Raw genomic sequence first — 22,620 nt, 5'->3', positions numbered from 1 at the left:
CCCACATTTTACGGTACTTCCACGGCAGGAGATCTTCACACTGCGAGCAAGGTATTAAGTTTCGGCTAATTGTACAGTGGATGGTTACTGGACGGGGGAATAAGGCCTATTTTCATCGGTGGAATAAAAGCTTTAGAGTTATCTACTAGCGAAAAAGATGCGAAATTTAACAAGTGATAAAAAAAGGAAAGGATGCCAACCTTTTTATCGGTTCCCTTTCGACTGCGCTTTGGCAGTGACCAGCTTACATCTATGTGTACATTCCGTTTGGTAAATCATTTTGACGCCTTTAAGTTTTAGGATAGCGGCTTTTCGTATTTTCTTCCGCACGAAGCAACCATTGATCAGCTTTTTCTCTTCGGTTGCTATAAATGAATCTGCCACTGCAAACGGTCAATTTTCAAACGATTTGATCATTTCACTTATTCCAACTTCGTAGGGCGTTACCTTAAAGCGGGGAAAGTGATCTTTGAACTTATCAGAAGACATGATGTAATCATCTTCAAACTGGTAAAGCATCTCAGTCACCTCCCTTAAAGGGGGAATAAACAGCGATAATGTCGTTCTTAAGAAGTGGGAAAGATAGGCAGTCTCATACCTTGTAGATAATGCGCAATTGAAAAGTTCAGTTAGCTGTTCAATTGTGAGCGGGTCACCGGCCGGCAGATGCCACACCTGTCCGTAGGTGCTTTCGTCCAGGGCGAGCTCCACCAATGCTTTACCATTATCGATCGTGTAGGCATAAGTATGCCGTGCGTTTGCTTTACCCAGTGCCATAGGACTTTTTCCGCAGAGCATCCGTTCCAAAAATGATATATGGAACGGGCTGTTAACTGCGTGAGGCCCGTAAAAATCTGCGGACCTGCCGATTACCGCCTGTAGTTTGTGTTTCCTGACCGAACTTAACAGCAGGTCTGCGACGGATTTCCTGGCAATCCCCTTCTTAGTTGAGGGCTGCTGGGGATGCTGCTCATTAAATGGATTATGCAATGGCTTTGAGTACATATATACGTTATCAAAAAAGATCAGAACCGCCTTTGTAACGATGCAGGCTTCGATCACATTCGCCATTAACAGCGGCCAGTCCCTTTCCCATACTTTGGACCGGTATTGTAAACCAACGCAAAGATAAACGTAGGATGATCCATCAATGGCACGGATAGTCTGTTCTTTATCCAACAGGTTGGCCTGTACGGTCCCGGACTCCGACGGTTTCGCGGACCGGTGGACAGCCCTTATGCTGAGGTTCCTTTTTGCGAGCTCAAGGATAACTGCCCTCCCGGTTGCACCGGATGCTCCGAGCACCGTATGTAATTGTGCAGGCATGGTAGAGTGTTAAAAGATAATACTATAGCCAATTCCGATATTGAACAGAAAAGGCGTATTGGCAATCCCGATATTGGCCGCTTTTAACGTTTCGGTTTTGTTTGTCACCCTATTAACGTATTGATGTTTATTGTTATCCAGCGATGTCCAGACATTTTGCCAGTACCTTATGCTGGTCGAGGTAAAAATGCCCTTCAGTGCGTTCGTCTGCTTTTCGAATGGTTTCCACCGGAAGTAAGCGCCCACCCCCAGGGTTACCGTGCGGTAGTCCACAATCTGATTAACGGACTCCTGCCGCCGTGTTCCGTCGTAATAAGCCTCGAATTTGTGCATCTTCGGTTCCAGCCGGATATCAAGGTATCTGTTTAACCGGTACCCCACCCCGAATCCCGTTGAATAAGGCAGGTGATAAGCCACAGATTGTTTCTTTGCATCGCCAACGGTGGTACCTGTTTTGCGCTCCATATCCAATGAAAACCCATGCGAATAGTTGAATACAATCCTGGGCAGATAAAAGTCCACTTCAAAATTCCCGCCCTGGAGAAGTATGGGCTGGATCGCGCCGGCTAAGAGAACAATCTCTTTGGATTTCTTTCCCGAGGTTTGTGCACCTGACACGATGGCTGATAGCATCAGTGTGGTAATAAGCATAAGCTGTTTCATTTTCTGAATTTGTTAAGATTACCTTACAAAGGTCTAAATGAAACAGGCAGCCCGGCTGAACAAATGTTAAGAAATTATTTTACTGACTCCCTTCGTAACCGGCTGAGATGTTGGGGTGTTATGCCCAGAAACGAGGCCGTATATTGCAGGGGGACACTCAGCAGGATGCGGGGATCCTCTTCGATCATTTTGCTGTACCGCTCATAAGCGGTCTTCGATTGAAGCATCGCAACCCGCTTTTCCATCGATATAAACAGGTTCTCTGCAATGACCCTCCGCCAGATGTGCAGCTTGGGGATCTCATCCGATAGCGCCTCCAGCCTTTCTTTGGAAATGTTCAGCAGCTCGCTGTCTTCCATGGCTGTGATATGCTCTGTTGACGGCGTATTGGTCAAAAAACTGGTGAGCGAGGAGACAAAGCTTTCGGGCATAAAAAAATGGCAGGTGGTCTCATCACCGGAAATATCGCCGTAATATACCCTGAGTTTGCCGCTATGTAAAAACGCGACCTGTTTACATACTTTACCCGCTGTGATCCAGTGTTCTCCTTTCCGCAGGGATGCAGGAATAAACGCACGTTCGATCTTTTTCTGCTCTTCAGCGTCCAATCGTATGATTAGGCTTATGTTTTCTAATAATTTCGACATTTTATGATCTTAACAGAGCGGGGTTTTCATAACCATCAAAGTTATGAAGTTTGTATCCGAATAAAAAAACATTTGGCAACTGGCGATCCATCGCTTTTTATTTGCCGGGCGGAAACGTCCTTTAGTTCATAAAGGCGATGAAAGTCATCGAAATCCTTCGGATGGACCCTTTACCCGGGCGGACTGTTCATCACAAACGACCTCCCGCCATCGCCTGCATGAGGACACTCATCAAAGCCGGGATCCGCGTGCCGCAGAATATCGCAATCGTTGGATTCAACAATGATTTCATGAGCCGGATGATCGATCCCGACCTGACAACCATAGATAATCCGGCTATGGAAATGGGGACCGTAGCTGCTCAGCACTTATTGCAGCAGATCAATAAAAACATCCCATTGACAATCAGCAATACCATACTGGTCGGTTCAAGACTCATTGTCCGCTCTTCTTCCTTGAGAAAGCAACCGGTCAAACCGTAGCGGGGTCGCTACGGTTTGACCCACTGGTGGGGATGGTGAGTACCTGAAGAAATTACTTCCCCATTCCTTTCAGCAAAGCCGTTATCCCGCCATCCACCAAAATATCCGTTCCCGAAATAAAGCCGGCCGCCGGGCTGATCAGGAACTCCACGGTGGCTGCGATGTCTTCGGGAGTGCCTATCCGACCAACAGGTGTATTTGGATCATGAACGCCATTTGCTTGGACGTTTCCTGTTCCTTTTTGCTCATTGGCGTACTGATGACTCCGGGGCTGATGGACACGATACGGGCTCCTTTCCTGCCCCAGCGGGCAGCGGACGAAGCGACCTGTAACCGGTTGGCACGTTTGGACAATACATAGGCCTCGCCGGATTCCCGGATATGCCAGTTTCCGACCTGTTCCCTGAGCGCATCGGCGGATAAGGTGGCCACGGCCGATGTTTCTTCTTCCGTCAGCGCCCGGCCCAGGTATCCCGAATTGCTGGAAATGAAAACACCTACCGCCCCCCGGGTCACATACGGCTCAAAAGCCTCGATCATCCGCGCCGTGCCCACGAGGTTAATGTCCATGATGCGTTCGGCACTTCCCATATTGTGGGAGATTCCGGCCGTATGCAAAATGGCAGCGATTTCGCCCAATGCTGCAGCTGTCTTGGCGAATCCATCGACTGAATTCTTGTCGGACACATCCAGGGCGGCCGTCGTGACGTCATATCCCGCATTGCTTAGGTCTTCCGCAACCTTTTCCAGGTGCGCTGTATTGAAATCGCCCAGTACCAGCCTGAAGCCTGCACCTATCCTGGGGCACATGCCATGCCTATGCCCCCTAATCCGGTAATTGCAATTACTTTTTCCATGTTTTTTTATTCTAATATGTGAGGTAATGATCCAAATCGTAGTTTTCCCGTTAATCCACTTCCACGTAGTCGTTCAACCGGTCCTCCAGATCGTCCCGGTATTTCTTTACTTTCCGGAGGATTAGACTCAGCAGGATATGGAGCATGCCAACCGTGACCAATCCGATTGCTATCCAGATGCCGACGGTCACGCCGGTGATGACGGGATTCCAGACCAACAGGGCGGAGAAGAGAACCCCCAGAATACCCGTTGCCAGTACCCGGCCCCATTTCCTTGTCCCCGAACGCTTGAATTCAAACGCATTGATGATCGCTATTACCGATCGGAACAGCAACCATAGCCCGATAAAAACCGACAGCATCAACGCGGATAAGCCGGGATTGAAGAGCAGACAGACACCGATCACCAGGTTCAATATGCCGCCTATCAAACTCCAGCCCCAATTATAGAGGCGCTTCCGGTTGGCGATAGCATAAACCAGTTCGGCAATACCGATCATCAAAATCCCGGCGCTCAGGAACACCGTCAGGGCGAGAAACGAGTTCAGGGGGGTTATAAACACCCAGATTCCCATCATAATATATAAGATTCCGATTATCAGCGGTAAATACCAGTACTTCAATGCTTTTTTAACGATACTTCTTTCCATGGTTAACAGATGATTATGAATGATAAAATTAAAAAATAAATGCGATAGATATGATGCTATTAAACGACGCCCGCGATGTCTTCGGCCCCGGCTGATGCCGTATCCCTGGCTTTCCCGTTTCTGCGGCTTTCCCATTCCGATTTACGCATGCGGTACCGGTGCAATGCGGTACTTGAAATCGCCGAACTGGTGGAAAAAGATGAACGTGAGAAATGCCAGCCCCGCAATGATGACATAGCCCAGCAGGGTTTTGTTGGCGGCAAGTATGGCGTCCAGCCGCACCTGCCCGTAATCGCCCACCTGGCTGTACGTGTTCATGAGGATTCCGTTCAGTCCGTAAAGCCAGAGCGCGATAAACAGTGAGCACCCCATAGCCGTTCAGCAGCTGGGGCAACAGGAACCAATCGATGCTTAGCCCCGGCACCATCATGAAATAGAGGATCACGTAGTTCAATACATAGGCGGCAAATCCCGAAAAGATGTACATCTTGATCGGCAGGTTATGCTTGGTCCAGTGGAAACTGACAAATCCCGCGATGACCATGCCGGGCATCGTCATCAGGCTGAGCGAGGCATTGATTTTCCAGTTGTAGCCGAGGATGGCATTGGTATAGATGGACTGGATGGAGCCGGCGCCCATGAACATCCCGAGGCCGACAAGCAGGATCACCCCGATGCGCACGTTGGCTCTTTTGAACAGCCCGAAGGTCATGTGGGGCCTTTTAAAGCCCGATTGTCAAGCGAATATAAACCGCCCACGGAATTTTCGCTACATTTGTTACATCTTTTTTTAGTGGACATGGCGGATTACGGTAGGTACACGGACCATAGACTCCTATCCCTGTTAAAATCAGGAGATGAGCGGGCATTTGCCGAAATCTACCAGCGCTATTGGGAGGTGCTGTTCCGTCATGCGTTGAGGATATTGCAGGATGACGACCTTGCGAAGGATGCTCTTCAGGATGTGTTTGCCACGCTTTGGGACAAACATGCCACAATAGACGACCGGGGTAGGCTGTCGGCATTCCTGTACCGCTCAGTGCGGAACAGGGTTTTCGATTTGCTTGACCATAGCAAGGTGAAAAATGCATATCTATCCATGGTAACCAAGGTAGCCGACGAAGGAGTTTGGAGTGTCGATGCACATATCAGAGAGAAAGAACTGGCAAAGGCGATTGAACGGGAAGTTGCTAATATGCCTGAAGGTATGCGCAGGGTATTTGAACTAAACCGCCGAGACGGTCTGAGCTATCGGGAAATCGCCTCAGAGCTCCATATCAGCGAAAATACCGTCAAAGTGCAGGTTAGTAGAGCTTTACGACTGCTCCGTAAGGTTTTCAACCTGCTGATCAGTGCGCTAGTTTGCATACTGACCATTGGTTAATATTTTTCTTGCTGGATTTCAGATCGTTACAGATCAATGTAGCGAATTGTCTGCGCCTGCGTAATACAAATCTCCTTCTCAACCTTTATACCAATAAGTAACCAAGGAAGACCCTCCATTTATGATGGACTACAACGACGCAGCGGAAATATATCGTAAGTATAAAGCGGGAACAGCTACCCCTGAAGAGCGGGCATTGCTTGAACAGGCATACGTTCGCCTTGCTGAAACGCAGGGGTTGCCGCCATTCGAAAAAGAGCAAGTCAAAGCTGCTGTATGGAACAAGGTAGTCCCCAAGAAAACAGGCGGATTGTCCCGCTGGCTTCCCTATGCAGCAGCCGCACTTGTCTTTGCGGTAGCGGGCGCATACATGCTTTCAGGCTGGGTAACTGACCGGTCCGCCGAAATCGTAAATGACATCGGGCCGGGCAGTAACAGGGCTACCCTCATGCTGGCCGACGGCCGCACCATTCCATTGCGTGAAGATAAATCGGGCATTATCATCGGCGATTCGCTGGCCTATGAGGATGGTTCTCTCATTGGTATTATGCCAGGTGATACCGAGACACCAACCGTACAACTGAAACTATCCACGCCCCGCGGCGGCCAATATCAGGTTACACTGCCGGATGGTACAAGGGTTTGGCTCAATTCCTCATCCACATTGGAATACCCAAACAAGTTCACCGGTGGCGAACGCGTTGTCCTTTTAGATGGTGAGGCCTATTTCTCGGTAACAAAGCAAGAATGGCCATTCAAAGTTTTATCCAACGGACAGGCGGTCGAGGTGCTGGGTACTGAATTCAACATATCGGCCTACAGTGACGATCCGGAGACAAAGACCACCCTGGTGGAAGGAAGAGTGCAGGTATCATCCCTGGGGGGTAAGAAGGGATCCCAAGAGACAGCCTTACTCAAGCCCAATCAACAGTCCGTTCTGTACAAAGACGATATTTCCGTTAGAACCGTCGGGGTAAGCCAATACACAGGCTGGAAGGATGGGCTTTTTGTATTCAACAATACGGACATCCAAACAGCCCTGAAGCAACTGAGCAGATGGTACGACGTTGACGTGGAATATGATGGAGTCCCACCCAAGACACATTTTTACGGAACCATCGGCAGGGACGAAACCCTTTCTACCGTGCTGAACATACTAAAGCGGAGTGGATTGCAGTTCAAAATCGAAAGGAGCGTAACCATGAATAAATTGATTGTGCAACCGGGAACGATTGATCATGATAACCAATTATAGCGATTAAAAAACCAATTTTTTAACCAATCAAAAACAGACAAATTATGATATCACCATAACAACCGGACAATCCCAGAACTATCGCGCGGCGAATAAAAAAAATACCGGATAGCGCTGACAACACTATCCGGAAATGTTTGGACCGTAGCGATATATTGCTCTTGGAGCAAGCGTTAATTATCATTTTTATTATCCAAACAGTACAAACATATGAATTTTAACACATGTGTTAAAGGCTTTTCTTTGCCTTTAACCTACAGGACGCTTCTGATTATGAAATTGGCGGTTTTCCTTACCATGGTAGTTGTTCTGAAAGCCTCGGCAGTCAGCTTTGGACAAATCACGTTAAATGTCCGGAATATTCCACTGACTGACGCGATGGAAAGCATACAGAAGCAGAGCGGCTATAATTTCTTTCTCCAGGGCAGGGAGTTGGCCAATACCACCTTGACGGTGCACATCCGGAATGCCTCACTGGAAGAAACAATGGACCTGTTGCTGGAAGGGACTGGCCTTGACTGGGAGCTGGAAGGCAAAACCATCATTATTATAAGACGCCCAGCGCGCAGCAGGACAATTAAGGATGTACAGCCACCCCAATCCCAGGATTATACGATAAATGGAAAAGTGGTTGACGGCCAAGGCAATGCTATTGAGGGAGTGACGGTAACCGTAAAGGGAACCTCCGTTGCTACCACAACCAATCCCGAGGGCGATTTCAAACTGGTATTGAAGGAACGGGGACAGGTATTGGTGTTCACAATGATCGGTTTCGAAAGCAGGGAAATTCGATTGGACTCACAATCGGATATTAATGTGACACTGTCAGAAGCTATCAGCGACCTGGATGAAGTCGTGGTAGTGGGGTATGGCACGCAAAAGCGCAGTGATCTTACCGGATCGATTGCTTCTGCAGATTTGGACGCCTTGAGTGGTACACCGAATCTCAACATCTTCCAGAGCGTACAGGGCACGGTTCCCGGGCTCAATGTAGGGATGGTGGATGAGGCGGGAGAGACCCCTTCCATTTCGATCCGGGGCAGAACGAGCTTATCCGGCAGCCAAAACCCACTGATTATCTTAGACGGAATTATCTTCTATGGGAATCTTAGCAGCATCAATCCCAACGATATCAAAACATTGGATATTTTAAAAGATGCCAGTAGTAAAGCAATCTATGGGGCGCAGGCCGCCAATGGCGTGATCCTGATTACCACGAAAAGCGGGCGTGGGGAGCAGAAGCCGCAGATCAGCTATACGGGTTCGTACGCGATTGGTGGACCCTCAAGCAGGCTGCACACGCGCAATCGCGACTCGTATCTTAAGATGATACAAGATATCTTTTGGAGAGAAGCTTATACCGAAGAATCCGGTTATTTGCAGCTGGATGAAAACTTCAATATACTGGAAACCAATCCGTTTTCCCGGGAACTTGCGGTTAAGGGATATGAAACAGGGGCGGATGTCGACTGGTGGGAACTCGGAACGACCAACGCTTCGATCCAGCAGCACAACGTAGGGATCCAGGGAGCTTCGGCCAGAACCAACTACTACCTGTCGTTGGCTTATGACAAGCAACAAAACTACATCATCAATGATAAAATGAATCGAAAGGCTGGCCGGATTAATATCGAAACACAGCTAACCGAATGGTTGAACGTAGGGGTACAGACGTTTGGTACGTTTGCAGACTTCTCGGGCGCGTCGCCGAATCTTACCCAACTTACCCAGGCGGGTCCGCTGCGGACGCCTTACGATGAAACGGGTAAGCTGATAACCGAGTTCGGGGGGCTGAACAACCCACTTATCGCCGTCAATACCGATGATCTGGACCAGCGGAATGAACTATTCGGTAACCTATACGCAAAAATCAAAGTGCCTTTTCTTCCTGGGTTCACTTGGGATATCAATTATGGGAACACACTGCAATGGCGACGGCAGTTCAATTCCAATCCGTATGTAAATGCGGAGACCGGCGAAGCGTGGAAAAACAACTCTGAACTCTACAGTTATACATTTGATAACATCCTGAACTATACGAAAGAGCTGGGTGAAAACCATCACATTGATGCAACGCTTGTCATTGGAAAGAGCCACCGGGAAGCTGATTCGACCATGGCACGGGCCACCAGTTTGGCTAACCAGACGCTGGGTTATAACGACCTGTCACAGGGCATCAATCAATTCACCAATTCGAGCTCGTGGGAAGAAACTTCCCTGTATCAGATGTTCCGGATCAACTACGCCGCATTTTCCAAGTATTACCTCACCGCTACGCTGCGCCGGGACGGATTTTCGGGATTTGCCGAAAATGAAAAAACCGCTTATTTTCCATCCGTTGGAATCGGCTGGACGGTTTCGGAGGAGGCTTTTTTGCGTTCGATTACTTGGCTGAACCATTTGAAACTCCGCTTCAGTTATGGTGTAAACGGGAATCTGGTACAACGGTACAGTTCCTTGGCGAGCGTGGGCTCCTCGCCCACTTACGTGTTCGGCGATGGGGCGTCGACGGCCTACGGTCACGCACCCTCGAGCCTGCCTAATCCGGATCTCAGGTGGGAGAAAACCTATGGGTCGAATTTCGGACTTGATTTTGGGATTTTCGGCGACCGGGTTGTGGGTAACTTGGAGTACTACCAGACGACCACCCGCGATTTGATCTGGAGCCGTGACTTACCGATTCTCACCGGCTTCAACTCCATCATCAGCAACATCGGCCAGATCGGAAACCGTGGCTTTGAAGCAAGCATTACGGCCGCGGCCATCCGGACTACCGACTTTCAATGGAAAATTACCGGAAATTTTTCGCTGAACCGGAACCGGATTGAGAAGTTGCTTGGCGATATTGACGGCGATGGAAGGGAAGACGACCTGATGACCAGTAACCTGTTTATTGGCGAGCCCATCGGCGCAGTTTTCGGGTATGATGTAGACGGCATTTACCAGTTCGGCGAGGAAATTCCCACGGGTTATTATGTAGGGAGTTACCGTATTGTAGATCAGACCGGAGACGGGGTGTTATCCGCGGCCGACCGGGTCATTCTGGGCATGACGGATCCGTTATATCGGTTTGGTATCCATAATCACTTACAATACAAGGGGTTCTCATTGAAGTTTTTCCTGAATTCCATCCAAGGCGGAAGAAAAGGATACTTAGGTGAAAACGAGCCGTTTGAAGCCAGAAGTGCGGATGCAATTTCGGACATGGGAATCTGGGAGGAGGTGGATTTTTGGACCCCCAGTAATCCGGGCGGGCAATTCCGGAGCCCGGCAAGCACGAGTTCCATCAACCCCATGTTGTATGGAAGGCGTAGTTTTCTGCGCCTGCAGGACGTCATTCTGTCGTACAATTTTGATACGGCCTTGCTTTCGAGACTTAAGGTGTCGGGCCTGACCGTTACCCTTGCGGGTAAAAACCTGTTCACGTTGACCGACTGGAAGGGCTGGGATCCCGAAACGGGCAGTGGCTTAGGCTATGGAAGCCGTCCGGTTATGCGTCACTATTCCATCGGTTTAGCATTAACATTTTAAACTTATCGATCATGAAAAGACTGCTCATAGTTTTCTTTATAATTCCTTTTGTAGCGTGTCAGGAAGCTGATATACTTCGGGAGAATCCATCGGGTATCTACACGGCGGATAATATGTATGTTACCGAATCCCACTTCCGGTCTGCGTTGAATATGTTGTATCAAAACTATCGCAACCTATATTATGGAGGAGATGATAATTCTTTTGATTTGCAGTTGGCTACGGATTTGTCGCATGCGGGCCAGGACGGGATTGTCCGATTTTTCAGCGACTATCCGGCGACGCTGGATCCAACTGCTGCCAAAGTATTGTATCATTGGCGAGGCAATTATAAAATTATCGCCAATGCCAATACCATCATTGGGCGGCTGCCCGCATCGGAAGTGCCTATTGAAGCACAGCCGCAGCTAGAGGGGGAAGCCCGTTTTTTCAGGGCCTTGGCCTATCGTTACCTGGTGTATCTGTATGGCGGGGTTCCGCTGATCTTGGAGGAAACGACCTCCGCAAAAAACGACTTTACACGGAGTTCCAAGGAAGAAGTGATCCGGCAGATGATTGATGACCTGCAATTTGCTGCATCCAACTTGCCGAGCATCCCCGATTTGCCGGATGGACAGGTGTCTAAAGAAGCGGCAAACCATTTATTGGCCGAATCGGCGTTGGCAATCGGAGAGAATGAGCTAGCGATTGAAGCCAGCAGTCAGGTCATTGGCAATCCGGCCCTGGCGTTGATGACCGACCGTTTTGGTTCACGCCGGAATCAACCGGGCGATGTATACTGGGATCTTTTCCAGCGGAATAATCAGAACCGGAGCAGTGGCAATACGGAAGGGATCTTTGTCATCCAATTTGAACCGGATGTTCCCGGAGGTGGCCAATCTACCATTGCGCGGACGGGATATCAAATGGAACGGTGGCACACTCCGAATGTACCACTGGCAACGGATCCGGACGATCGGAATCTCATCGCCACTGGTTTTCTTCCGACCTCTATCGTCGGTCGCGGTGCAGGGTGGCTGATGCCGACGTTCCATTTTTCGAATGAAATCTGGTACGATGAGTTAGGTGATATCGACTACCGGGATATGCGCGTTTCGGAGTATAACTTTCCGCGGGGAGTTTTGTACAACAACCCCAGCGGGCCGGCGAAGTACCAGGGGGTGTATTTTGACATCAACACCGACGAAAATCAATACCTATTGAATACAAGCGGCACCTGGTCGCGCGGGGCATACCCCTACCAAACGAAGGCTACGACCCCCGGTGATCATCCGTCTAACCTGATTCTTAACCCCGAAACGATGCAACTGCGTGATATCGGTGGCGTTACTTATACCGATTGGTACGATATGCGGCTGGCAGAAACCTATTTGCTGCGCGCGGAAGCTTACCTAGCGGTTGGGAATACAACGTTGGCCGCGGTTGATATCAATACGGTAAGAAGCCGTGCGGGTGCGGCATCGGTGGATGCCTCGGCCGTTGACTTGGATTTCATCCTGGATGAACGGCTCAGGGAGCTCGGTATCGAAGAAAAGAGACGGCTGACACTGAGCCGGACGGGACGGATGTATGCGAATATCCGGCAATACAATCGTTATAACGCGGACGACATACAGGAACATCACCAGGTTTTTCCGATTCCGCAAAGTGAAATCGATGCAAATATCGGGGCGGTATTAGAACAAAATCCAGGATATAACTAACAAGGACCGGTATTTCAATAGCATATAGAAATTCATGGAGAATCAAAACAAAAATGGAATGATAAATAGATTAATATTCGCAGTAGTATTGCTTTGGATCTGCCAGTCGTGTAAAACAGCGGATCAACAAGCCTTCGAAGCCGACATCATCATTTACGGGGGTACGGCTTCGGCGATTATCGCGGCAGTTCAAGCCAAGCAATCAGGAAAGTCGGTGATCGTGGTCTCGCCTGACAAACACTTGGGCGGTTTATCGTCAGGCGGCTTGGGCTTTACTGATACGGGAGACAAGTCGACCATCGGCGGGCTGGCCCGCGACTTCTATCACCGGGTATATCTTCATTACGAAGATAGCGCTGCATGGCGTTGGCAGCGGCATGCAGAATATGGAAATAAAGGACAGGGTACACCGGCGATGGACGGAGATGCGCGCACGATGTGGATATTTGAGCCGCATGTCGCCGAGCAGGTATTCGAGGATTACGTGAAGGAATTCGACATAGAGGTGCGCAGGGACGAATGGCTGGACCGCGACGCGGGCGTGGTGGTGGAGGACGGTCGGATCAGGTCGATCACCACGCTGAGTGGGACAACCTATCGTGGCAAAATGTTTATCGACGCCACGTATGAAGGCGACCTGATGGCCGCGGCGGGAGTAAGCTACCACGTGGGACGGGAAGCGAACAGTGTATACGGCGAAAAGTGGAATGGCATCCAAACGGGCGTGCTCCATCACTATCACTGGTTCGCATCGGATATCAGTCCCTATAAAATTCCTGGAGATAGCACCAGTGGTTTGCTGTATGGTGTATCTAACGAACCCCCAGGGATATACGGACAGGGCGATCATCGCTTACAAGCCTATTGCTTCCGTATGTGCCTGAGTAACCACCCCGACAACCGGGTGGCTTTCCCAAAACCGGATGGTTACAATCCAGAAAACTACGAACTGCTGGCCCGTGTGTTTGCTTCAGGTTGGCGGGAGACGTTCGAGAAATTCGATCCCATCCCTAACCGCAAGACAGATACGAACAACCACGGGCCGTTTAGCACGGATTTCATCGGTATGAACTATGACTATCCCGAGGCCAGCTACGAACGGCGCCGCGAAATCATCAAAGAACACGAAGATTATCAAAAAGGCTTGATGTATTTTCTTGCCAACGACCCAGATGTACCAACGGAAGTACGGGAGGAAATGGCGCAATGGGGATTGGCTAAAGATGAATTTACAGACAACGATAATTGGCCGCATCAGCTGTACATCCGGGAGGCGCGGCGCATGGTAGGCCAATACGTAATGACCGAGCATGATACGTTCAGCGAACGGGAAATCACCGATCCGGTGGGCATGGGATCCTACATGCTCGATTCGCACAACGTGCAGCGATACATAAAACCAAATGGTTATGTGCAGAACGAAGGTGATATCGGTGTTCACCCTAAACAACCCTACCAGATTGCATATGGAGCGCTGATACCCAAGGCATCGGAATGCACTAACCTGCTTGTTCCGGTGTGTGTGTCGAGCTCACATATCGCCTTTGGTTCCATCAGGATGGAACCTGTATTCATGATATTAGGTCAAAGCGCCGCGGCCGCGGCAGTGTTGGCGATCGACAACGCTACAAATGTACAGGACATCGGCTATTCATTATTGGAAAGAGTATTAATAGACGCAGGTCAGATTCTGAGGTAAAGGAACGGGAATACAATAGCTGAAATCGTACTGCCATATTGAGTCAAACAAAAAATTGAAAACATGGAAAACAGAAGGAGATTTATTAAAAAACTGACCGTTGGGATAACAGCGGCAACCGTTGGTGGTGTTGGCGCGGGATTCACCGCAAAAAGCTACCGTCGCATCATAGGGGCAAATTCAACAGTGAATGTCGGGGTTGTCGGCTTTTCAGACCGATTCAAAAATTCATTATTCCCTGGTTTCATTAACCATTGCAACGGATTGAACTTCCGGATGACAGCGCTCTCGGATATATGGTCAAAACGGCGGGAAGAGGGTGCATCTTTTATCAAATCGAAAACCGGATGGGATATCGCAGGCTGCCGGAACAACGACGAGCTGTATGCCATCAAAGATATTGACGCCGTGATAATCAGCACCGCAGACTTTCAGCATGCACTGCACCTCAAGGAGGCCGCCGAAGCCGGTAAGGATGCCTACGTGGAAAAGCCGTTTGCGGAGACGATGGACGACGCAAATGAGGCGCTTGAAGCGTGCCGAAGCCGGGACATCGTGGTGCAAATCGGCTCGCAACGGCGCAGCGGAGCAAATTACCAAGCAGCTTATGAATACATCAATTCCGGCAAATTCGGGGATATCGTGATGGCTGAGATGTCCTGGAATGTCAACCAACCGGGTAGATGGCGACGAAAAGCACTCTGCGAAAGCATTAGACCCGAGGATGTGGACTGGCAACGTTTCCTCCTCAATAGACCCCGTGTGGAGTGGGATCCACGGATTTATCTTGAATACCGGTTGTTCTGGCCCTTTTCCTCAGGGATTCCCGGTCAGTGGATGTGCCACCAAATCGACACCGTCCATTGGTTTACGGGCCTAAACTATCCGCGCAGTGTCGTATGCAACGGTGGGATCTATCAATGGAAGGATGGCCGGAATAATGCTGACACGTTAACAGCCGTATTCGATTATGGGCCGGATGATGATCTGAGCAAGGGCTTCCAGGTGGTTTACTCATCCAGGTTCACCAATTCGGCAGGAGGGATAAAGGAACTGTATTATTCCAATGGTGGAACGCTGAACTTGGACACGAATGAAATATCGTCATTGGGAGGCCTGAATGCCGGGGATGCCTCATCAATGGGCCTCTCCCCCAACCTGTTGCCATCATCCAGCCTTCCCACCGCCCGGGTGTCGGTGGATGCCAATACCGGTGGCGACCCACTCACCTCCGCCCATATGAAAAACTGGATGGAATGCATCTTATCAAGACGGCAAACCAATGCTCCCGTAGAAGCAGGTTATCACCATGCCATTGCATGTACCATGGCAAACGCCGCTTTGAGAACACGTTTAAGGGTGCATTTTGACGAAAACAAAAACCAGGTAGTGGCTGGTGGAAATGTATTTAAATATTAATCCGACAAGAATCATGATTCACAACTACTTTTTGATGGTCACCTGCTGGTTGGGCATCATCGTAACTATGCAGGGTACAGCACCGAGACCGTACACCCCAATGCCCCCTTCCATTGGGGTCTGCGCATCCGCTGACCGCATGGCGGATGCCGGGAATGCTGGCTTTGAATTTATTATCCCAAGTGTCGCCGCCTATCTCAAACCCACACTTAGCGACTCGGAATTTTCGTTCGACGAAGGCAAAGGCAGCATGCCCATTCTTGCCTGCAACAGTTTCTTCCCTGCACAGATGAAATGCGTAGGCCCCGAAGCAAACGTTGATTCACTTTTGGCGTATGCGCGTACCGTTTTCAGCCGTGCCGAACGGAGAAAAGTATCCCTCATCGTATTCGGCAGCGGCGCGGCAAGGAAAATCCCCGAGGGATACGATAAAGCACTGGCGACCGGCGAATTCGTGGGACTCTGCATTAAACTTGCCGAACTGGCGGCTGTGTATGACGTAAAAATTGCCCTGGAAAACCTCAACAAAGAAGAAACTAACCTTGTCAACACCGTCGATGAGGCGCGGGTAATCTGCGAGAAAGTGAATATGCCCAATTTTGGCATCAATGCAGACATCTATCACATGCTAAAGGAACATGAACCCGCCCATCATTTATCAGCAGCCTCAAAACATATTTTTAACTGCGAGATTGCCGAACCTCAAAACCGTACGCCACCGGGGGTTGAGGGAACCGATTTCAGCATATATTTAAGAATGTTAAAAGAGATAAATTACAAAGGGGGATTAGCTGTAGAAGCACGCTGGAGTGATTTTCCGAATCAAGCGCCAGCCGCCTACCAAACATTGAAAAGCCAGCTTGATGCCGTGTATCAATAAAAGACATTTACCAGTTATGAGAATAACGGCCTTGTTCATACTGCTTACAATATCAGCGTCGGCCCAAATTACTATGGAGTTCTATGACGATGAATGGTATGCACGGCGGGAATCACAGGGTAAAGAAATCCAATATATCGTCAATGGCGGTCGGGTATGTTCCGGCATTATCAGACCAACCCTGACCTTGTTCGAACCAAGTGCCGCCAATAAAAAAAACATCGGCGTGATTATTTGCCCCGGAGGCGGTTACGCCAAACTCATGATGGATAAAGAAGGATTCCGGATTGCAAAATCCCTCGCAGATTGCGGATATACCGCTTTTGTGCTGAAATATACATTACCTGCACATGGCCCGTCGGACGGCAGTCCGTTTGACCCCGTGAATGACGCATGGTCAGCTTTTCATTATCTTAAAGAAAATGGCAACAGATTGGGAATAGGGTTGAAGAAAATCGGTGTCATGGGTTTTTCTGCCGGAGGCCATGTAGCATCCTCGTTGGCTACGGGAATGGGAGTTGATCATTTCGATAACAACAACATAAACAAACAACGCCCGGATTTCCAGATACTGGTATATCCCGTCATCAGTTTCCAACCGGGGATTGCCCATTTAAAATCAAAAGAAAACCTTTTGGGGAAATCGCCCTCCAGGGAACTGACTGAATATTTTTCAAATGAAAATCATGTTGATGAAGCCACGCCTCCCGCACTCATCCTCCATGCCAAAGACGACGAAACCGTGCCCATTAGTCATAGTGAGCTGTATCATGGGGCATTATCGAAAAAGGGTATCGCAACTGATTTTATCGAATATGAAGTCGGTGGGCACGGTTTCCCGAAAACTCCGTTATATGAAGAGTGGTTTGCTGAATGCATTCGATGGCTTGACTACTATTTCGGCCCAAACTGAATTGAATATTTCTTAATATGCGAAGTAACAACAGGCGCCAAACCCGGTCCAGTGATGACGATAATGATAAAGGCGATGCCGGCAATGGATACCTTGGGCATATACCGGTTGATCCAGGCACTGTACTTTAGCACAGAGTTATGTAAGACTTGTTATTCAACTTTATCTCAAAGTTTGTTTCCCTTACGGAAGATGAAAAGAAAGCAATAACCGCTTTCGACATATTCCGGTCGGTAAAGAAGGGAACGGTTTTGCTCAAGGAGCGGTGCAATGCTTCACCGTTCTCCGTTGCATTACCCATCGTTCAGCTCTTCCATGACTTTCCAGTATTCCCGATCCTGGGCAAAAATTCTATCCAGCAATAGGGATATGATTATTAACAACACATCCACCAGTGCCAGCAAGACCAAAAGTACAATGTTATCCATAGTCAATCTTTTCTATCGACGAGCATAAAAAAACAGCGAACAGCGTTTTTACGCAGAAGGGCTATCTACTTATCATCAGGTCACCAGCGCAGTTGCAGTCCTTCCGGCAATGGCAATTCTCCGTTTCCGGCTTTTGCGCGCCGACGCAGTTTGCGAAGTCCGGGGCCCAATACATTCACGCGCAGGTCGTGGTGCAGCTTTTCGTAGACTGCTATGGTTTCTGCGAGCTCAGCAAGTAACGCTTCGTATCGCCCATAGGTATCCGACAAGGCCGATAACCCCTCGTGGATATCCCCTGCGGCAACGCCGTTCCGGTCATGTTCAGCGGCCAGTTCAGCAAGCTGCTGCAAGGCGGCTGTTAATGCCCGGTGTTTCCGGCTGCTTATTGCGCGCATCATTGCTCCTTTCTTTTACGATTTAAATACCCGGACCGGCTGCTGCTCCGGCCCGGAGTATAAACGCCGCCAAGTGCTGCTGAAACCGGCGGACTTTGTTTGTTATTGAGTCTTAAAACGTATACCTCAAGCCCAGTTGTGCCTGTGCCCTGGAATTGAAGTAATCGATACTGTACGGCCTTCCGGGGTCGCTGAAGGTGAACACCGGCCAGTTGCCGTCGTTCTGCTGCGGGGGGAACAGTGTTGGTGTCAATCCTACCGAGCTGGTCGAGTTGAACGTGTTCGGCGAGAAATATTGTACCCCCCATTTCCGGTGCAGCAGGTTGGTCACGTTGATGATGTCAGCACTTATCGTGATGGAATGACCTAACCGGTTCACCGGCACCTCATGCGCCAGCCGCAGGTCGGCCTGCACATTCCAGGGCGTACGCCCGGTGTTCCGCTCGGTGAAGTCCCCGCGCCTGGATGACAGGTAATCATTCCCATCGATGAATCGGTTAAAGGCCTCGGCCTGCTGCGCCGCTGTCTGTCCACCCGGTACGTCCTTGAAGTAGCGTATGGCCTCATTGCGCTGTGGGATATATACCAGGCTCACCTGCTGCGGAAGCCCTTGAATGCTGTTGTTCACGATGCCGTACGTGAACGGGCTGCCCGACTGCGCCGAGAAGAACAGGTTGACGTTGGTGCGGCCGACCCTGTTCCAGTCATGCCCATAACTGATGCCCGCCACGATGCGGTGCCGGATATCAAAGTTGCTGTAGGCCAGTGTGGGGTTGTTGGGCACCAGCGACTGGTTCAGCTGCCAGTTGCTTTCCATCGAGTTGCGGACACCGTTGGAGATGTCCTTCGACTCCCCGAACGTATAGCTCGCCGTGGCGTTGAACCGTTCTCCGATGGCCTTCGTCACGGTCCCCGTCACACTGTAACGGTAGCCTTCACTGGTGTTGCTCAGCAGATACACATTGGTAAAACGTTCGTCCACCGTACCATCGTAAACCGGTTGTTGTTGGCTGTCGTCATAACCGTGCCATAAGGTAAAATCCCGGGTATTGACCTGCTGAAACAGGAGGTCGTTGATGTTTTTTGTAAAGATGCCCTCCAACGTGAAATCCCATCCACCACCGGCTGTATAATCCAACCCTAAACTGGTGCGGAACACCTGCGGCATGGTAAACCCGTTGTCGATCAAGTCCACCTGTGTCTTGCCGCTGCTGGGATCATTAACGACCACCCCGTTTTCAGCTATGAAATTGGCCAATCCATTTTCACTTGGCCGGACGGCATCGCTACCGGGGGCAAAGGGTTTGTTCTCGGCACGCTGATCAAAGGCTCCATACGTCAGTCCTGTGTTGTAATAAGCATAAGCCAACCAGGAAAATGGAATCCTGCCCGTAAACAATCCCGCTCCTCCTCTAACCACCAACTGCCTGTTTTCCAACGCCTCCCATCGGACGCCTATTCTGGGTGAGAATTGAACCTTGTTTAAAAAATCGTTGTTGATCCTGTTGACTGGCGTATAGAAATAAGTCTTGCCGAAATCAGGATCGGGCAACATGCTTTGCACTTTTTCATTCAAGGTGGGCAACGTAGGTAGGTGCGCCAAGTCTGCACGTAAACCAGGCGTGACTAACAGCCGGTCGTTGACCCGTATTTCATTTTGTACGTATACACTGTACATATTGACGTCAAAATTTGCTGGGGGATTATCCATTATGAAATCCCTATTGTTATTTTCATAATTATAACTCCCCCGTACCCTATATGGAGCATTGTCCAAAAAATCCTCGATGCTCAGAAAGTCAATCCGGCCGTTCCATCCGTTTACAAAGCCATACCGGATTCCATACAGTTCGTTGTGCGTACCGAACGTCCAGCGTTGGTTGCCAATGTTCCAGTTAAGGTTGGCGGTCAGTTCCAACGTGCGTTGCCTCATATCGAATATACTCGCCTCCCGGTCCGTACCAAGATAAATGGTTGTTCCGGGCGTTCTTCCCTGTATCTGAATCTGGGGCAGGCTCGCATCGCTCTGCGGATCTCGATAATCATTTATCAATGTGTATCCCAGGATAAAGTTGGCAGTCAGGTTATTTTTTAACCGGCTTTTCAATTCCGCAACCGTGCTGACCTGGTTATTAGTCTGGTCGAACGCCATGCTGCTGAACCGGAAATCCTGCTGGTCCCGGTCCATATGCGTGGCCTTGCTGAAAATCGTGTTGTTGCGGATAGCCAACTGGTGGCGTTCGTTGATGTTCCAATCGATACGGCCGAAGAACTTGGTTGATCTGCTCTGATTCACAAACAGACCGGGTGTGCCTACCTCAAAGATATCACCATATCGGTTGAGTGCTGATTCGCTCAGGATAGCGGCATCGGCCACACTGAGTATGTGAGCTGTCTCAGCTGTGCCCGCAATCAATTGGGTGGGATCATTCCGAGAGGTATATTCCATATTCGTAAAAAAGAACAATTTGTTTTTCAGGATAGGGAATCCCAGGCGCAATCCCGTTTGGAGATCATGAAAATCACTTTCCATACTGCCGAGCGTACCTACCCTGTCATTGCCCGTGATCGTGGCATTACGTCCATAGCCGTACACCGATCCTTCCACCTCATTGGTGCCACTGCGGGTCACAGCATTTACCGACCCACCCGTGAAATTGCCTATTTTCACATCGTAGGGTGCCAGGTATACCTGCATATCTTGGATTGCGTCTAACGAAATCGGATTTGTCCGCGTACTACTTCCCGGCATGCCTGAGGTTCCGGTCTGTCCGCCCAGGGAAGGAGAAAAACCGATTGCGTCGTTGTTGATTGCCCCATCCACGGTGACATTATTATAACGGAAATTCGTTCCGGCAAAGCTGTTGTCTTTGCTGCCTTGCGGCACTTGTCTGGTAATATCGGTCACCGAGCGGCTGATGGTTGGCATATTGCGCACCTGCTCGGCACTGATGTTCTGCCCAGCACCATAGGTGTTGGCCTTTTCCGCAGCGCGGCGGGCCGTGACGGCCACCATTTCCAACTGCTGGACATCGTCCAGCAGCGTTAAGTCCACCCGTTGTGCGCCTCCGAGCCTTACCATAATCGACCCTTGTGATACCGGGGCCTTTCCCACCAGTGAAGCAGTCACCTCGTAGGGTCCACCGATACGCAGGTTGTCAAGCCGATACCGGCCATCCGCTCCCGTTGAAACAGCATAACGTGTGCCCGACGGCGTGTGTATTGCGGTTATGGTAGCTCCTTGTATCGGAGACCCAGCCTGGTCAATGACTTGGCCGGTCAGTGCACCGCCGGTTTCCTGTGAAAAGGCGGAAAAAGTGTAAAGTATAAGCAAGCTAAATAATACTATATAGCGTTTCATTATCACGTTTATTTAAATTTATGTCTTCTTCAACTACCTGTTACTGCAGCACACCGTTGATGATATTGATGATGCCATTGTTGGTGATCAAGTCTCGTTCTCCCACCGAAACGTTGCCGGTGTTTCCAGGCCCGCGCAGCGTAATGCTGTTGATAGGTCGGAGACCTCCGGTTCGTCTCGACATATTGATCGTAACAATGCTTTCATCTAGCATTTTCTGTTGATAGGTGTTGGCGGTTACCTCTGCCAGCAAAATATAGTCTTGCATAAACAACCGTTCTCCCACAATATGCATTAGCAAGCGTTGCCGCAATATTACCGGGTCTTCTGCATCCAGCGCCCGCAAGTCAGCATAACCAGCTGCTACAAAAGCCGCATTGTTGGGTGCATAGATAGTCTGCCCTTGCGCATTTCGGATCCGATCTTCCAAACCGGCGTTTTGTATGGCCCGATAGAACATGGTTAGTTCGGGAAGGTTGACGATGTTGTCGATCACGTTTTCGTAAACGAAAGGCTGTAAAAAACCATTTACTACCTGCAGATACCCATTTGACGCTTCAAAATCCTCCATGGCTAGTTCGGCACCGTTGATCAACGTCAAGGTGTCTTGATCCTGGGCCACTTTGCTGACATAGACCGGTTTTCCGGTCATGGTCATAATTTCCTGGTTCGCCGCTAAGGGTAAGTCCCTGAACGATACCTTTCCGGGAATGATGTGGTATTGCATGCGCTGCGACAAAACACCGACGGGCAGATTAAAGAGTTGGGTCTGGGAGCCTAATCCGGCATTTTGGAATCCCGTATTGGAGCTGGCCAATAGCGTATACGGTCCTGGTTTCACCAATTCCTCATCCAAGCCCGTCCGGCCTAACGCAAAAAATAAGTGCGAAAGGTTAAAGTTATCCTCAACCACATAGGTCAGCGTGGTGTAGTCTGGTTCTTCGACAAGGATATTGTCATCCTTTGAACAGGAGAACAGAACCAACAAGCCAATTGTACAAATGCTTGCTCTATATCGTATCAATTT

Annotated in this window: 20 protein-coding genes; 9 read left to right on the top strand and 11 right to left on the bottom strand. The window is 49.6% G+C overall.

Annotation, left to right across the window (positions count from 1 at the left end):
* Positions 1-393 precede the first annotated feature (393 nt).
* The 3 genes from ACFOET_RS02540 to ACFOET_RS02530 all read right to left on the bottom strand — a co-directional run bounded on the left by ACFOET_RS02540 (position 394) and on the right by ACFOET_RS02530 (position 2,636).
* Positions 394-1,326: an NAD-dependent epimerase/dehydratase family protein gene (locus ACFOET_RS02540; RefSeq protein ID WP_379019248.1), complete on the bottom strand. Its 933-nt coding sequence runs from the start codon at positions 1,324-1,326 to the stop codon at positions 394-396.
* Positions 1,327-1,335: 9 nt separating this feature from the next.
* Positions 1,336-1,989 (bottom strand): hypothetical protein, encoded by a 654-nt coding sequence (locus tag ACFOET_RS02535; RefSeq protein ID WP_379019246.1) that lies wholly within the window; start codon positions 1,987-1,989, stop codon positions 1,336-1,338.
* Between the two features lie 74 nt (positions 1,990-2,063).
* Positions 2,064-2,636 carry a Crp/Fnr family transcriptional regulator gene (locus ACFOET_RS02530; protein ID WP_379019244.1) on the bottom strand — a complete coding sequence of 191 codons (573 nt, stop codon included), beginning with the start codon at positions 2,634-2,636 and terminating at the stop codon, positions 2,064-2,066.
* A 137-nt stretch (positions 2,637-2,773) separates the two neighbouring features.
* Here ACFOET_RS02530 and ACFOET_RS02525 point away from each other — a divergent pair, with 137 nt between their 5' ends.
* Complete coding sequence (locus ACFOET_RS02525) at positions 2,774-3,118, top strand: substrate-binding domain-containing protein (RefSeq protein WP_379019242.1); 345 nt, start codon at positions 2,774-2,776, stop codon at positions 3,116-3,118.
* A gap of 52 nt (positions 3,119-3,170) precedes the next feature.
* Here the strand turns inward: ACFOET_RS02525 and ACFOET_RS02520 are convergent, their stop codons facing one another.
* The 4 genes from ACFOET_RS02520 to ACFOET_RS02505 all read right to left on the bottom strand — a co-directional run bounded on the left by ACFOET_RS02520 (position 3,171) and on the right by ACFOET_RS02505 (position 4,943).
* Positions 3,171-3,269: a hypothetical protein gene (locus ACFOET_RS02520; protein WP_379019240.1), complete on the bottom strand. Its 99-nt coding sequence runs from the start codon at positions 3,267-3,269 to the stop codon at positions 3,171-3,173.
* Positions 3,270-3,295: 26 nt separating this feature from the next.
* Positions 3,296-3,928: an SDR family oxidoreductase gene (locus ACFOET_RS02515; protein WP_379019238.1), complete on the bottom strand. Its 633-nt coding sequence runs from the start codon at positions 3,926-3,928 to the stop codon at positions 3,296-3,298.
* Between the two features lie 97 nt (positions 3,929-4,025).
* Positions 4,026-4,625 carry an HdeD family acid-resistance protein gene (locus tag ACFOET_RS02510; protein ID WP_379019236.1) on the bottom strand — a complete coding sequence of 200 codons (600 nt, stop codon included), beginning with the start codon at positions 4,623-4,625 and terminating at the stop codon, positions 4,026-4,028.
* Between the two features lie 141 nt (positions 4,626-4,766).
* A complete protein-coding gene (locus tag ACFOET_RS02505) occupies positions 4,767-4,943 on the bottom strand; it encodes a hypothetical protein (RefSeq protein ID WP_379019234.1) in 177 nt (58 codons plus the stop codon).
* 196 nt (positions 4,944-5,139) lie between these two features.
* On the opposite strand from ACFOET_RS02505, the gene ACFOET_RS02500 reads away from it, so the two are divergent.
* From ACFOET_RS02500 to ACFOET_RS02465, 8 genes are all read left to right on the top strand, one after another.
* The gene (locus tag ACFOET_RS02500) at positions 5,140-6,009 is read left to right on the top strand and encodes an RNA polymerase sigma factor (RefSeq protein WP_379019232.1); all 870 of its coding nucleotides are present in this window, start codon (positions 5,140-5,142) and stop codon (positions 6,007-6,009) included.
* Positions 6,010-6,130: 121 nt separating this feature from the next.
* Positions 6,131-7,264: a FecR family protein gene (locus tag ACFOET_RS02495; RefSeq protein ID WP_379019230.1), complete on the top strand. Its 1,134-nt coding sequence runs from the start codon at positions 6,131-6,133 to the stop codon at positions 7,262-7,264.
* 273 nt (positions 7,265-7,537) lie between these two features.
* The gene (locus tag ACFOET_RS02490) at positions 7,538-10,795 is read left to right on the top strand and encodes a SusC/RagA family TonB-linked outer membrane protein (protein WP_379019228.1); all 3,258 of its coding nucleotides are present in this window, start codon (positions 7,538-7,540) and stop codon (positions 10,793-10,795) included.
* Between the two features lie 11 nt (positions 10,796-10,806).
* The gene (locus ACFOET_RS02485; RefSeq protein WP_379019226.1) at positions 10,807-12,498 is read left to right on the top strand and encodes a RagB/SusD family nutrient uptake outer membrane protein; all 1,692 of its coding nucleotides are present in this window, start codon (positions 10,807-10,809) and stop codon (positions 12,496-12,498) included.
* Between the two features lie 58 nt (positions 12,499-12,556).
* Positions 12,557-14,197, top strand: coding sequence for an FAD-dependent oxidoreductase (locus ACFOET_RS02480; RefSeq protein WP_379019224.1), 1,641 nt, complete (start codon positions 12,557-12,559; stop codon positions 14,195-14,197).
* 63 nt (positions 14,198-14,260) lie between these two features.
* Positions 14,261-15,616, top strand: coding sequence for a Gfo/Idh/MocA family protein (locus ACFOET_RS02475; RefSeq protein WP_379019222.1), 1,356 nt, complete (start codon positions 14,261-14,263; stop codon positions 15,614-15,616).
* Between the two features lie 13 nt (positions 15,617-15,629).
* A complete protein-coding gene (locus ACFOET_RS02470; RefSeq protein ID WP_379019220.1) occupies positions 15,630-16,496 on the top strand; it encodes a sugar phosphate isomerase/epimerase family protein in 867 nt (288 codons plus the stop codon).
* 73 nt (positions 16,497-16,569) lie between these two features.
* Positions 16,570-17,409, top strand: coding sequence for an alpha/beta hydrolase (locus ACFOET_RS02465; protein WP_379019218.1), 840 nt, complete (start codon positions 16,570-16,572; stop codon positions 17,407-17,409).
* A 293-nt stretch (positions 17,410-17,702) separates the two neighbouring features.
* On the opposite strand, the gene ACFOET_RS02460 is transcribed toward ACFOET_RS02465, so the two are convergent.
* From ACFOET_RS02460 to ACFOET_RS02445, 4 genes are all read right to left on the bottom strand, one after another.
* Positions 17,703-17,837, bottom strand: a complete 135-nt coding sequence (locus ACFOET_RS02460; RefSeq protein ID WP_379019216.1) for a hypothetical protein — start codon at positions 17,835-17,837, stop codon at positions 17,703-17,705.
* 80 nt (positions 17,838-17,917) lie between these two features.
* Complete coding sequence (locus tag ACFOET_RS02455; RefSeq protein ID WP_379019214.1) at positions 17,918-18,235, bottom strand: hypothetical protein; 318 nt, start codon at positions 18,233-18,235, stop codon at positions 17,918-17,920.
* Positions 18,236-18,344: 109 nt separating this feature from the next.
* A complete protein-coding gene (locus tag ACFOET_RS02450; protein ID WP_379019212.1) occupies positions 18,345-21,593 on the bottom strand; it encodes a TonB-dependent receptor in 3,249 nt (1,082 codons plus the stop codon).
* A gap of 40 nt (positions 21,594-21,633) precedes the next feature.
* Positions 21,634-22,617, bottom strand: a complete 984-nt coding sequence (locus ACFOET_RS02445; RefSeq protein ID WP_379019210.1) for a fasciclin domain-containing protein — start codon at positions 22,615-22,617, stop codon at positions 21,634-21,636.
* Positions 22,618-22,620 lie beyond the last annotated feature (3 nt).

It is taken from the genome of Parapedobacter deserti, from assembly GCF_042646065.1.
GTDB classification, from domain to species: Bacteria; Bacteroidota; Bacteroidia; order Sphingobacteriales; family Sphingobacteriaceae; genus Parapedobacter; species Parapedobacter deserti.
The sequence above is the reverse complement of the archived record's forward strand: the minus strand, read 5'-3'. Positions and strand labels throughout refer to the sequence as shown.

Bases quoted from the DNA above. Each gene is read 5' to 3' on its own strand.
- ACFOET_RS02470 (WP_379019220.1), top strand. From the start codon at position 15,630: ATGATTCACAACTACTTTTTGATGGTCACCTGCTGGTTGGGCATCATC.
- ACFOET_RS02460 (WP_379019216.1), bottom strand. From the start codon at position 17,837: ATGGATAACATTGTACTTTTGGTCTTGCTGGCACTGGTGGATGTGTTG.
- ACFOET_RS02510 (WP_379019236.1), bottom strand. From the start codon at position 4,625: ATGGAAAGAAGTATCGTTAAAAAAGCATTGAAGTACTGGTATTTACCG.
- ACFOET_RS02495 (WP_379019230.1), top strand. From the start codon at position 6,131: ATGATGGACTACAACGACGCAGCGGAAATATATCGTAAGTATAAAGCG.
- ACFOET_RS02465 (WP_379019218.1), top strand. From the start codon at position 16,570: ATGGAGTTCTATGACGATGAATGGTATGCACGGCGGGAATCACAGGGT.
- ACFOET_RS02530 (WP_379019244.1), bottom strand. From the start codon at position 2,636: ATGTCGAAATTATTAGAAAACATAAGCCTAATCATACGATTGGACGCT.
- ACFOET_RS02480 (WP_379019224.1), top strand. From the start codon at position 12,557: ATGATAAATAGATTAATATTCGCAGTAGTATTGCTTTGGATCTGCCAG.
- ACFOET_RS02475 (WP_379019222.1), top strand. From the start codon at position 14,261: ATGGAAAACAGAAGGAGATTTATTAAAAAACTGACCGTTGGGATAACA.
- ACFOET_RS02505 (WP_379019234.1), bottom strand. From the start codon at position 4,943: ATGAACACGTACAGCCAGGTGGGCGATTACGGGCAGGTGCGGCTGGAC.
- ACFOET_RS02525 (WP_379019242.1), top strand. From the start codon at position 2,774: ATGAAAGTCATCGAAATCCTTCGGATGGACCCTTTACCCGGGCGGACT.
- ACFOET_RS02490 (WP_379019228.1), top strand. From the start codon at position 7,538: ATGAAATTGGCGGTTTTCCTTACCATGGTAGTTGTTCTGAAAGCCTCG.
- ACFOET_RS02455 (WP_379019214.1), bottom strand. From the start codon at position 18,235: ATGATGCGCGCAATAAGCAGCCGGAAACACCGGGCATTAACAGCCGCC.
- ACFOET_RS02535 (WP_379019246.1), bottom strand. From the start codon at position 1,989: ATGAAACAGCTTATGCTTATTACCACACTGATGCTATCAGCCATCGTG.
- ACFOET_RS02515 (WP_379019238.1), bottom strand. From the start codon at position 3,928: ATGTGCCCCAGGATAGGTGCAGGCTTCAGGCTGGTACTGGGCGATTTC.
- ACFOET_RS02540 (WP_379019248.1), bottom strand. From the start codon at position 1,326: ATGCCTGCACAATTACATACGGTGCTCGGAGCATCCGGTGCAACCGGG.
- ACFOET_RS02450 (WP_379019212.1), bottom strand. From the start codon at position 21,593: ATGAAACGCTATATAGTATTATTTAGCTTGCTTATACTTTACACTTTT.
- ACFOET_RS02485 (WP_379019226.1), top strand. From the start codon at position 10,807: ATGAAAAGACTGCTCATAGTTTTCTTTATAATTCCTTTTGTAGCGTGT.